Here is a 12,522-nt window from a genome sequence, read left to right as displayed (position 1 = left end):
TAATCAGCAAAACAAAAATTTATATTTCCTAATATTCAGGAAGTGTAGAATTAATATGTAATAATTCAATTTTTTATTAACTCTTTAAAACCAATTTTATGAAAAAGAAAAGTTTAATTTTATCAGCATTTTTTGTGCTAACAACTTATGTGTATAGCCAAACTACTGTTACTACAACCGGAGGAACAGGTACTTCAAGTGCAGGTTACATTCCACGATTTTCGGGAACAAGTACAATTATTAACAGTGCTCTTTATCAAACTTCAGCCGGAAAGGTAGGTATTGGAACAGGAACGTCAATATCAGGAACACTTCACGTTAAAGCAACATCTAACATGAGTGCACTTTTTGACGCTGCAACTGAAGGATTCTTTGAAATAAGACCAAGATTAAATTCAAATGGAGGAATTCAATTAGCTTATGGTTTAGCCGATTTGGTTTTTGGCAATGAAACATATATTGGCGGCTCGGGTTTTGCAGAAAGAATGAGAATAACTACCGATGGCAATATAGGCATTGGTACCCCCACTATATCCAACTCCCGCCTCACATTACAAGGTGCTACTTCCGATAATACCGCTAATGCTTTAAATATTAATAATTCAAGTGGAACTAATTTAGTGACTTTTAGAAATGATGGGAAAATAGGAATTGGAATAAATGATCCAGTTGCAAAATTACATTTTAGAGTAACCATGGAAGATTTCAGAAATAAAGTAATTATGATACATAATGGAAGAGGAGTAGTCGGAGGATATGATTGGGGGTATAGCCCAACATTTATAGTAAATGCAGGTGGACAAGTTTATTCTACAAGTTATTTTATACCAGGTTCTACTGGTTCAATGGAAAATAATGATTGCAGCTATTATTTTTGTGCTAATGGTAACGGCATCTTTGGGAAAGGTATTTATATTACCGATGGTGAATATACTTCGCAAAGTGGAAATACAACGGGATCTATTAATTTTAAGGTAAAACCTGATGGCAGTGTTTATGCCCGCAGTGTAAATGTTCAAACAGGCACATTTCCCGATTTTGTTTTTGAAAAAAATTATAATTTAATGAATTTAACAGAACTCGAAAAATATGTTACAAAAAATAAACATTTACCAAATGTTCCAACTGCAAATGAAGTAAAAGATAACGGAATGGATTTGGGAAAAATAAACACTACTTTACTACAAAAGGTTGAGGAGCTTACACTTTATGTTATTGAGCAAAATAAACAAATGAATGATATGAAAAAAGAAATTGATGAGTTGAAAAAACAAATTGAAAATAAATAAAAGTAAATAAATTATTCTTAAGTATTAAAATTTATGAGAAAGATATATTTAATATTAATATTATTTGCTTTAAATAATATTATAAAAGCACAGCCGTCTTCTGTACTTGGAAGCGGTGAAACATGGCAGCAAATATGGGGTGATGAATTTAGCGGAACAACTTTAAATACTGATTTGTGGAAAGTTTATAATAATAATGACCATTATGCACAATTAGCAGTAAGCTTGGCTAAAAATGTTTCTGTATCTGGCGGCTATTTGAAACTTACTACAATGAGAGAGGATTATACTTGCCCAATACCTGCATCGGAATGGGATTGTAAATCGCAATGGTTAGCTGGTGATAATTATACTTATCATTACACATCAGGATATGTTGAAACTAATAGAAACAAAAATTCTAAATATGGTTATATTGAGTCAATGATACATTTACCGTGGCAATATGGTTTGTTTCCTGCATTTTGGGTATATCAGGCAGATGGAATTCCGAACTTACATAATGCAGCAGAAATAGATATTTTTGAAGAACTTGGTAGTTGGAATTCTAATACAATATCAACAAATGTTCATCTTCAGTATTGTCCTGGTGGTTCCCCTCAATGTTCTGATAACCTTGGCTCTTATTGCCCCGGCATTCCTTGCAATGGACAAATGATAAACCTTTCAAATGATATTTGGGTTTCAACAAAATACGGTCTTTATTGGTCTCCCAGTGTTATATACTGGTATGTGAATGATTTTTTGGTAAGAGCATTTCCAAATCCTGGTGTTATTGACCCTGTTAGAATAATACTTAATCTGGTAGTTGATTCATGGAATCCACCTAATTCTACAACCGTATTTCCATCTACTATGTTTGTTGATTATGTTCGTGTTTACGGAATAAATACTTGTCTGAATAATCAAACACTTAATGCAGGACAAAGTATAAATATTGCAAACCGCAGTAATATTAATGTTACTTGCGATAATTCAAATTTTATTGTAAACGGAAACGGAACAACCGGAGGAAATTTAACACTCAACGCCCAGAAAAGTATTAGGTTCAATCCTGGATTTTCAGTGAACCCAGGAGGATTTCTTTCCGCTACACTTGATGATATAAACAATGCACCACCTCTTACATATTCTCCCGGTGGTTCTTCTAATCATGCAGAAACTATTAATAAAGAGATTTCCAGAGGTTCTTCTTCAAACCAAGCAGAAAGTAATATTGCTAAAGCCAATGATGTTAAAACAATTACAACTATTAATAATTCAATTAGAATATCACCAAATCCATTTGAAAATACAACAACCATTAATTATAGTTTAACAAACCAAAGCAATGTTAAAATATGCATTTATGATGTAATGAATAAAAAAGTTGCTGAATTGGTTAATGAAACAAAACAATCAGGCGAATATCAATTTATTTTTAATGGTTCAAATCTTGAAAAAGGTATTTATTTTTGTACAATAGAAACAGATAGTTTCAAGAAAACAGAAAAAATTGTACTGGTAAAATAAAAAAAGTTTTTTTAAAAAAGAGCCGCAAAATTTTGTGGTTCTTTTTTTTTGTTGTAAAAAGTTGTACATTTGAAAAGTTTAAGAATTTGTTTTCAACAGCAACTTTCTGTATAATTATTATAACCATTTTTTATTATGAATATTTTAAACATACCTGTTGACTTTAACCAGCTTTTATTCATCTTGCAACAACAATTGTCTTATTCGGAAAGAAAAAAACTTGCTAAACTTCTCGAAAGAAAAGAAAGTGAGGATAAGGTAAAGGTTGATGTAATAAGCAATAAAGATTCTGCTAAAGATATTTTTAAAGCTTTAAGATTCGATACTCGTGGTTTTAAATTTAATCGTGATGAAGCAAACAGCCGTTAATTCTTTTTTTGACAGTAATATTATTGTTTACTGTTATTCCAAAACTGAACCTGATAAGCAAAAAAAGGTTTTCGGTATTATTGATAATTGCAAGTTTCTTTTTATAAGCTCGCAGGTTTTACATGAGTTCTGCAATGTAGCTCATAAAAATTTTCATGCCGATGATATTGATGTTAATTTTGCTTTGGCTGAAATTGAACGATTGTTTTATATTCATCCGAACAGCATAAACACTGTTAGAAAAGCTAATAATATTAAACATAAACATAAATTCTCTTTTTACGATTCGCTTATTGTTGCTGCTGCTTTGGAATGTAATTGTAAAATCCTTTATTCCGAAGATTTGCAACATAAACAAATTATCGAAAATTCTCTGACCATTATTAATCCATTTAAATAAAATTATAGCCAACCTGTTTTTCCGACACAAATGGTGGTGTTTATTTTATTATGTCAGGTATAAATGGAGCTAATATAACAATAATGAGTTTGCTGAAAATACTTGATATTCATAAAACCTCACTGAAAGATTTTTTTCGTTTAATAAAAGAATGAGTTTTCCGAGAATATTTTACTTTCCCCATATAAGTTAGTATGTAATTTTTTCAAAATCAAATTTCAATTTTTTTTAATTTTTGATTATCTTTGCTGAAAATTATATTAATGAAACGAACAATTGCAAATATAATTTCAAAATATTTCGCCAACCAACCTATCGAAAAGGCATGGATTTTTGGTTCTTATGCCCGAGCCGAAGATAACAAAAAAAGTGATATTGATATTTTAGTTAATTTTTCACCCGATGTTAAAATTACATTATTTCAGTACATTCATATTTTAAATGATTTGCAGGCATTGACCGGTAAGAAAGTAGATTTGGTGGAAGATGGTCAGTTAAAGCAATTTGCTTTAAAAAGTGCCGATACCGATAAAATATTGATTTATGAGAGAAAAGCCAAGAGATAACAAACGGCTTGAGCATATTATTGAAGCAATTGATAATATATTTGAATTTACTCAAGGTAAATCATTTAAAGTTTTTAAAAGCGACAAAATATTGCGATTTGCTGTAATAAAAAATCTTGAAATAATTGGCGAAGCCGCATATTTATTAACTAAAGAATTTAAAATAAAACATAATAGTATTCAATGGGATGATATGATTGGTATGCGTCATATTCTGGTGCATGGATATTATCAAATACGCGATGAGATAGTTTGGGCAACAATTGAAACCGAACTTCAACCATTGAAAGATAAAATACTTGCTATTATAAATAAAAAATAAGTATTATCCTGCCCTTCTCCTTGCAATCTCCGTAATATTCAAAAGAAACCTCATTGTTTTGATAAAAATAATTTTCTTTTTTATTTGCTTTACCCCATCTTTTTTTTACATTTGTTAAACTAAATTTTTCTCATGAAAACCAATAAATATATTTTAATGACAACAGTTATATTTTTGGCTTTTACATTTATTTTATTTTCCTGTAAGAAAAAAGACAAAAAACCGAAAGATACCACTCCGCCTGTTATAGCGCTTATAGGAGATGCTTCAGTTTATTCATCGAAAGATTCTGTATATGTCGATGCAGGAGCAACCGCCACCGATAATATTGACGGAAATATTACAAGTAAAATTCAAGTTGCCAATTCAGTAAATATTCATGTAGAGGGAACATATAAAGTAAAATACAATGTTAGCGATGCTGCGGGAAACAAAGCTCCTGAAGCCAGCAGAACGGTTACTGTTAATATTCCATGAAATTTTTTTCAATTGCATTTCCATCTTATGGCATGTTCTATGCGGCTATGTGTAAAATGCCATTGGTCATTAAGTCATTAAAAAGCTTTAGCTACTGATTATTTACAATTTATAAAATCATAAAATATGAATTTTAATATAAATTTGGTTATTAATATAAATAAACTTAATTTAGACCACTTTTTTAGTTATCAATCTTTCTTTTCTAAAAAAAAATTTAACTTATGGCTAAAGCAAAAATTCTTATAGTTGAAGATGAAAGCATAATAGCAAAAGACATTCAAAACAGTTTGCTTAATTTAAATTATAATGTTCCCGACATTGTAAATACAGGGGAAAAGGCAATTATGGCAGTTGAAGAACATAAGCCGGATTTGGTATTGATGGATATAGTTCTTAAAGGCGAAATGAACGGAATTGAAGCAGCAAAGAAAATAAAGGAAGAATATAATGTACCTGTTGTTTTTCTTACAGCAAATGCCGATGATGCTATTATCAACAAAGCAAAACTTGCCGAACCTTATGGATTTATTATTAAACCGTTCAGGGAAAAGGAACTTCAGACCACAATTGAAATGATACTTTACAAACATGAAAAAGTATCTGAAATAAAAAAAGAAAGAGATTTTTACAATGCCATTATTGAAAACAAAGATATTAAAGACAGCATTTACGTAAGGTCGGATTACAGATTGAACAGAATTAAATTTGAAGATATTTATTACATTGAAGCATTAAAAGATTATGTGATAATAAATACTACAGACAATAGTTACACAACACATACAACAATGAAAGAAATATTAGGAATTCTTCCGCCAAAAGATTTTTCCAGAGTTCACAGGTCTTTCATTGTTCGTTTGGATAAAATTTTCTCAATAAAATACCCCGATTTGGTTATAGAAGATAAAAAGAAAGTTCTTCCTATCGGCGGATTATATAAAAAAGAATTGTACAACCGTTTGAATTTTATTTAATAAATGGGCAATAAATATTTTTAGAGTCCCGTTTTTTCGGGACTTTTTTATTTCACAAATAATGGATTCTCAAAAACACTAACCCGAAAAAAGTCATAAGAATTTAGTCGTAAGTCATAAGAAAAATAAGGCACAAGGTATAAAGCAAAAATCGCTGAATACTAAACTCTGAACGAAAAAATTATTACATCTGACATTAATTTTTAAAAAATAATGATAAAAAAGAAAATAATAGTTGGAATTACCGGAGCATCTGGTTCTATTTATGCAAAAATTTTACTCGAAAAACTTTTTCTGTTGAAAGAGCAAATAGAAAAGGTTGTTGTTATTTTTTCCGAAACGGGGAAAAAAGTATGGAAGTACGAATTGCAAAGCGAACCTTACGAAAATATTTCTTTTGAAATTCTTGAAAATGATAATCTTTTTGCTTCACCTGCTTCGGGTTCTGCACGGTTTGATACAATGCTCATTTGTCCTTGCTCAATGGGAACACTCGGCAGAATTGCAAATGGCATTTCCAACGATTTACTCACAAGAGCCGCTGATGTTATTTTAAAAGAAAGAAGAAAATTGATTCTTGTTACCCGCGAATCGCCCATTAGCTTGATTCATATAAATAATATGAAAACCGTAACCGAAGCCGGCGGTATTATTTGCCCGGCTTCTCCTTCATTTTATAACCAGCCCGGAACAATAGAAGAACTCGCTACAACAGTTATTGACAGAGTAATTGATTTGGCTTTGCTTGAAAATAAGTCAAAACGATGGGAAAACTAATTTGTGTCTGTCCATAAAGTCGAGAGTTTCGTTCAGAATGTTCGAGTTCGAGGCTTTCGAAGTTTTAAAAATCAGGAGTTTACTGTAGTAAATGACTGGTTTTTAAAACGAGAATAACGAAGAAATCGGACATTATGGACAAACTCTAATTAGAAATGATAATATCTTTTAATGTTTGAACTAACAAAGGATGCGAGTTTGGTATTTTCACCCTGTAAATATTTTTTATTTTAAGTTCATTTTTGGCATAAGGAATAATATCAAAATCCAAATCGTAAAGTGTTTCCAGATTTTCGCTGATAAAACTGATAGGAACAATAATAATATCTTCATGCTTTTTTTTAGCTAATTCTGCAAGAACTGATTTTGTATCCGGTTCTGCCCATTTCATTTTTCCCATTTTCGACTGATATGATACTTTATATTCCAGCCCTGTGCTATCTGCTATAAATCGAGACGATTCCTCGATTTCCAGAACATAAGTATCACCGAACATAACCTGATATTTGGGAATTGAATGAGCGCTGAAAAGAAGAATGGGTTTATTTAAATTGTTTTTTTTAATCGTTTCTTCTATTAAATTTTTCCAGAATAAAATAAAATATTTGTTTTTATAAAATTCACCGGTTATTTTAACAGAAATATTTTCATATAGGTTTTTATTTTTTTTTATTTCTGTTTTTATACTTTCTGTTGTTGAAAAACTTGAATGAGGATACATAGGAATTACCTTTATTTCCGTTGCTCCAATGTTTTTTAAATATTCAATTCCTTCTTTAATATTTGGCGACAAATAAGAAGAACATGTATAAACCAAAAATTTTTCCCCAAGTTCATTTTGCAAATTTTCTTCAATAATTTTTGAAGAATTTTTCATTGGTGAGCCGCCTATTTTCTCATATTTCTGCCAAGATTTTTTAAATCTTGTTCTGCTGATTATAAAAGCAACTGTTTTTCTAGTAAATTCGGGCAACGGAATTATTGCAAAATCAGAAAACATATTGTATAAAAATTTTCTCATTTCTATTTGAGATGACGGAGAACCCATATTTACAAGCAATATTCCTTTCATACTGTTTTTGAAAATTTGTTGTTTTCAACTTTTAAGAACGGGTCGAATGCCATTGCAATATTTCTTACAACCAACATTCCTGTTTCACTTACCTGAATTATATTTTCTTTTATGCTGACCAATCCGTCATTTTCAAATTCTTTGAATTTAATAGGATTAAATTCGATAATATTTTTTATTTTTTCAATTGATGTATTAAAAAGTTCTGCAATTTCTGTAAAATCAAGGTAGCCATTGCACATTATTTCATCTATAACTTCTTTTATTATTTTTTCTTGGTTTGTGAGAGCAGAACCTCTTTCAGTTGCGAAATCATCATTTTCGATAAGAAAAATATATTGAGCAGTATTTTTAAAGTTCTGTGAATAAGCATCAGCAAGCTGACTTATTGCCGAAGTTCCGAAAGCCAAAACCTGTCCTGTAGTTTCTTTTGTACAATATCCCTGAAAATTACGATGGAGTTTTTTTTCTTTTTTTGCAACAGCAAGTTCATCACTTGGTTTTGCATAATGGTCCATGCCTATAAATTCATATCCGTTTTGTGTAAGAATGTTTAAAGAATTTACCAGCATCGTTAATTTTTCTTCAGGTGAAGGAAGCTTGAACTTTTCAAGTTTTTTCTGTTCTTCGTTAAACCATGGAACATGGGCATAAGAAAAAGTTACAATTCTGTCGGGAGAAATTTCGATTGCTTTTTTAATTGTGTTTTCAAAGCTTTCAATTGTTTGTATTGGCAGTCCATAAATCAAATCAAAATTTATGCCTTTGAAATTATTTTTTCTTGCCCTTTCGAGCAAGTGTTCAATGGGCTCTTTTGACGGCTTGCGATTTATCGCATTCAAAACTTTATTATTAAAATCCTGTATTCCCAGGCTTATTCTGTTAAATCCGATTTTTGCCAGTTCATCAATATCATTTAATTCCAGATATGCCGGATTACATTCAATAGCCATCTCGCAATCTGAACTTAAAATATAAATTGATTTTATTTTATCAATAATATTTTTTAAATATTCAAATTTTATTGAATTAGGAGTTCCGCCGCCAAAATGAATTTGCGTTACTTTTCTCGTTTTAACAATTTGTTCGGAAACTTTTTCAATTTCTTTAATTATACATTCAACATATTTTTTTATTTTTTCTTCACTCTCAAATGCACTTGTATTACAACCACAAAAAAAACAACGCTGCGGACAAAAAGGAATATGAATGTAAATAGAAATATTTTCGGGTTTTTGCTTATTCGAATTTATTAAAGATTTTAAATAATCATCTTTTGTAAATGAAGTTGTAAATGAAGTTGCAGGCGGATAACTTGTGTATCGCGGTCCGGGTTTATTATATTTTTCGAGAAATTGAGTTGTGATTTTCATTGAACATTTTAATTTTCTAAAAACAAGGGGTTGCAACCCCTTGTTTACAATCCGAATAATTGTATTTTCCTGTATTTGCTTGTAATTTTCAACTTTCAATAATTTTTATTTCCTCAGCTGTTAATTCATATAATTTATAAACTAAATTATCAATTTCTTTGTCTGTTTTAGTTATCGTATTATAAATTTCTTCGGCATTTTGTTTTTGCTCGTTAAAATACTTCAACCATTCGGCTTGTTCTTGTAATGTTAGTTTTATTTTTTGTTTTTCAAGTTCTTTTCTAAAATTTTCAAACGATAATTTATACCATTCATCAAGTTTACCGGTAATTTTAATATTTGACCATTTGCTATTTATTAATTGAATAAATGCCTGTCGTATTTCCTGCAATTGCTTGTTTTTAGAAAGCATAGTTTCGGCTTTTTCGATGAAAGGTTGCTGTAGTTTTTTTGTGGCTGCTGGAATAGGAATATTACGAACATCATTTATTAATATTTTAGGAAACAATCCTTTTTTTGCTTTAGGAGATGTATGATAATGATACCATACAATAAGCTTTGAATTTAAAATAGCTAAAAGATATTTTAATGAAAAATCTACATTTTTCTGAATTACATTAATAATTGAAGGGGTATTATAATATTCCTCTTCTACGTAGGAGCAAAACAAATATGAGTTTACTATTTCACGAATTAAAATTCTTGGCAGAGTAAAATACTTCTGTTCTCTCGGAGCAGCAAGCCAATCGCCGTAACTTATCCAAAGGTTACCATTCCAACTAATAGAATATCTGCTAACATCTCCACCTTTAAGTTCTTTTTTAAAAGAATTGTCTTTTTGTTTATCGGAATGCCAAATACGATTCTTAATAGTATATTCATCATGCCCCCTATATTTATCATAAGGTATTAAACCTTGCGAAACTTCACATAATTCTTCTAATAAAAAATGATTTTTTATTTTATCAAGAATACTTTCTTTCTCTTTTGAATAATGAAATAATTTTAGCCAATTATCAACATTTGATGAAAGTATCTCAAATGTTGATTGTGTGAATGAAATAATATTTTTGGTTTTTTGCTGAATTGCATTTAAAACTAAATTATAATTAACAGATGTTTCTTTTTTGACAGAAAAAATACATGTTCGAACAGAAGCATCCTCAAATGTTTGGTCGTTAGATAAATCAGTTATTGAAAGTATTTGAAAATTATCAAGAATATGCTGGCGATAGGATTTTCCGTAAAGAATTGATAAAAATGTATTTGGGAAAATATAACTTAAAACCCCTTTATTTTTAAGTAAGTTCATTCCTCTAGAAATAAAATAAATATAAATTTCAAAGTCAGGAACAAGCGAATCAAATTTAGTCAAATAATCTTTTTCGATTTTATTAAAAGTAGTTCCATACGGCGGATTTCCAATAATAATATCAAAACCATGTTTACTAAATCCTTTGCTGTTTGGGTTGCCATAGTTATAACTTGGCTCTTCTACAAAATCATTTTGTTTATCCTGTTCAACAGGTTTTCTATAACTAGGAAAAACTGTCGGAAAATTTAAAAACCAGTTAAAAGCTTTTTCGCCTGCAACATTGGTGTCGTCAATTAATGAGTTTCCGCATTTAATATTTTCATCAAGTGCTGTAAGTTCTTTTCCGCGATTGGCAGTTTTAAGCCAAAGCGAAAGTTTTGTAATTTCAACTGATTCGGGATTTAGGTCAACGCCAAAAATGTTGTTTGTTAAAATATGCCGGTCGAGTTCAAATACTTCACGCTGCCCTAAACGCAAACGACTTAATTCATCGTTTACCTTTTGTCCTTCGGTGAATAAATAATCAAATGCTTGATTGAGAAATGCACCCGAACCACAAGCAGGGTCAAGTATTTTTATGTTTCGCAATTTATTTTTGTATGCTTCCAAAAATGTTAAATGTGTTTCAACATTGCTGTTGCAGGTCAGAACATTTTCGTATTTCTTTGTTGTTTTATTTTGTTTTTTTTCAGTTTTTATACTTTGAAAATCTTCTGAATTTAATTCAGGCAAATTATAAAAACCTAATTCTTTTTTTTGTTCTTCGAGCCATCCGCCAATAGCTTCTTTTACTATATATCGCGTAATGTATTCGGGAGTATAAAAAATTCCATCTTTTTTACGTTTGCCATTTTTGCGTACTTCAGTTTTTTCTTCTTCAGATAACTTGTTCCCGTTACCTATTTTAGCTTGAAGTTCTTCTATATCGGAAAGAGATTGTTCAAATATATGTCCAAGAATATTTACGTTAAGGTCGCTATCAAAATCGTATTCTGACAAATCTATGAGCTTTAAAATAATATCATCTTTAATTAATAGATTGTCGAGTTCATCATCTTTTGAGAACAATCCGCCATTGAATTTATTAATATCTAAAGGCGGATTCCCAATGTCTATACTGCAAAATAATCCTTTTAGTTGACGCCAAAGTTTATTGGGTTCAAAATCGAAAGCATTTTTTAAAATATCTTTTATTTTATTTAAAGTGTGGGTAGGCAATAGGTTTGTGTCTTCACAAAAACATATAAAAATAAAACGGTCGAGTAATTTTTGCGATTTTGTTAAAAGAAAAAGTTCGTCTTTATCGGAATTGTTTTGCTTTAAATGTTCAAAAAGCTCAATGCGAAGGTTCTTATACTGATTATAAAATTGTTTTGATATTATTTGCTCAGCTTCCTGTCTTTCGCGATACAAAATATCAACGAACGATTCAGATTCTTTTGAAATTAAATGTTTTTTTTGTAATAAAAATAAAAAACGATGAAGATTATCGGCATTTAATAACTCCTGTACGATAAAATTTTCATAGCGGCTCTGGTCTGATACATGATATAATCGAATTTCTTTAAAATTTGAAACGATTACCCATTTGCAATGTCCACCTGCTTTTGATGAATAAGTAAACGCCTGTTCAACCGGTGTACGTTTATCAGCCAGACGGTTTTGTGGTTTATCAAGGTCGGTTAAAGCATCTTTTAATTCAATAACAACTCTAACATCATAATTAATATTTTTGTCATCCATTGAAAAGAAACCCAATGCACCATCGGGAACAGTGCCATCTGTAAATGATTTACATTCTTTTTCGAGGTTCCAGAGTTTAGGTTCGTTGTAATTGTATTCAAGAACATCACCAAAAAAATTATTCAGAAAATCAGCTTGTATGGATTTTTCTTTTGTTTTTTCAATGCGTCCGCTTTCAAGAGATTTGATATATTTGGTAATAGTATTTGTTTTTGCTTCGAGGTTTTCAATTTCATTTAAGTTGAATAAAGCTAACTTTTGTTTAAAATTCTTATCACCGAATATATTTTGTTGCAACATAAAATAAATTAAATTTTTTCTCTCCAAATG

The 12,522-nt window shown here is 30.1% G+C and carries 12 protein-coding genes; 9 read left to right on the top strand and 3 right to left on the bottom strand.

Annotated elements, in window-relative coordinates:
* Positions 1-98: 98 nt before the first annotated feature.
* The 9 genes from WC223_03505 to WC223_03465 all read left to right on the top strand — a co-directional run bounded on the left by WC223_03505 (position 99) and on the right by WC223_03465 (position 6,689).
* Positions 99-1,289 carry a hypothetical protein gene (locus tag WC223_03505; GenBank protein ID MFA6923299.1) on the top strand — a complete coding sequence of 397 codons (1,191 nt, stop codon included), beginning with the start codon at positions 99-101 and terminating at the stop codon, positions 1,287-1,289.
* Between the two features lie 33 nt (positions 1,290-1,322).
* Positions 1,323-2,801 (top strand): family 16 glycosylhydrolase, encoded by a 1,479-nt coding sequence (locus WC223_03500; GenBank protein MFA6923298.1) that lies wholly within the window; start codon positions 1,323-1,325, stop codon positions 2,799-2,801.
* Between the two features lie 135 nt (positions 2,802-2,936).
* Complete coding sequence (locus WC223_03495; GenBank protein ID MFA6923297.1) at positions 2,937-3,170, top strand: hypothetical protein; 234 nt, start codon at positions 2,937-2,939, stop codon at positions 3,168-3,170.
* On the top strand, positions 3,151-3,570 hold the full coding sequence (locus WC223_03490; GenBank protein ID MFA6923296.1) for a PIN domain-containing protein: 420 nt from the start codon (positions 3,151-3,153) through the stop codon (positions 3,568-3,570). Before WC223_03495 ends, WC223_03490 begins: the two co-directional genes overlap by 20 nt.
* Positions 3,571-3,833: 263 nt before the next feature.
* Entirely contained in the window at positions 3,834-4,136 is a 303-nt protein-coding gene (locus WC223_03485) for a nucleotidyltransferase domain-containing protein (protein MFA6923295.1), read from the top strand.
* The gene (locus tag WC223_03480; GenBank protein MFA6923294.1) at positions 4,114-4,458 is read left to right on the top strand and encodes a HepT-like ribonuclease domain-containing protein; all 345 of its coding nucleotides are present in this window, start codon (positions 4,114-4,116) and stop codon (positions 4,456-4,458) included. Before WC223_03485 ends, WC223_03480 begins: the two co-directional genes overlap by 23 nt.
* 132 nt (positions 4,459-4,590) lie before the next feature.
* The gene (locus WC223_03475) at positions 4,591-4,935 is read left to right on the top strand and encodes a DUF5011 domain-containing protein (protein ID MFA6923293.1); all 345 of its coding nucleotides are present in this window, start codon (positions 4,591-4,593) and stop codon (positions 4,933-4,935) included.
* 224 nt (positions 4,936-5,159) lie between these two features.
* Positions 5,160-5,912: a response regulator gene (locus WC223_03470; GenBank protein MFA6923292.1), complete on the top strand. Its 753-nt coding sequence runs from the start codon at positions 5,160-5,162 to the stop codon at positions 5,910-5,912.
* 213 nt (positions 5,913-6,125) lie between these two features.
* Positions 6,126-6,689 (top strand): UbiX family flavin prenyltransferase, encoded by a 564-nt coding sequence (locus WC223_03465; GenBank protein MFA6923291.1) that lies wholly within the window; start codon positions 6,126-6,128, stop codon positions 6,687-6,689.
* A 145-nt stretch (positions 6,690-6,834) separates the two neighbouring features.
* Here WC223_03465 and hemH read toward each other — a convergent pair whose 3' ends face one another.
* From hemH to WC223_03450, 3 genes are all read right to left on the bottom strand, one after another.
* Complete coding sequence (hemH, locus tag WC223_03460; GenBank protein ID MFA6923290.1) at positions 6,835-7,761, bottom strand: ferrochelatase; 927 nt, start codon at positions 7,759-7,761, stop codon at positions 6,835-6,837.
* On the bottom strand, positions 7,758-9,134 hold the full coding sequence (hemN, locus tag WC223_03455; protein MFA6923289.1) for an oxygen-independent coproporphyrinogen III oxidase: 1,377 nt from the start codon (positions 9,132-9,134) through the stop codon (positions 7,758-7,760). The genes hemH and hemN overlap by 4 nt, the downstream gene beginning before the upstream one ends.
* Before the next feature lie 88 nt (positions 9,135-9,222).
* Entirely contained in the window at positions 9,223-12,492 is a 3,270-nt protein-coding gene (locus tag WC223_03450; protein ID MFA6923288.1) for a TaqI-like C-terminal specificity domain-containing protein, read from the bottom strand.
* Positions 12,493-12,522 lie beyond the last annotated feature (30 nt).

The sequence above is a fragment of the Bacteroidales bacterium genome (assembly GCA_041671145.1).
GTDB lineage: Bacteria > Bacteroidota > Bacteroidia > Bacteroidales > JAHJDW01 > JAQUPB01.
This window is presented reverse-complemented; position numbering and strand designations above follow the sequence as displayed.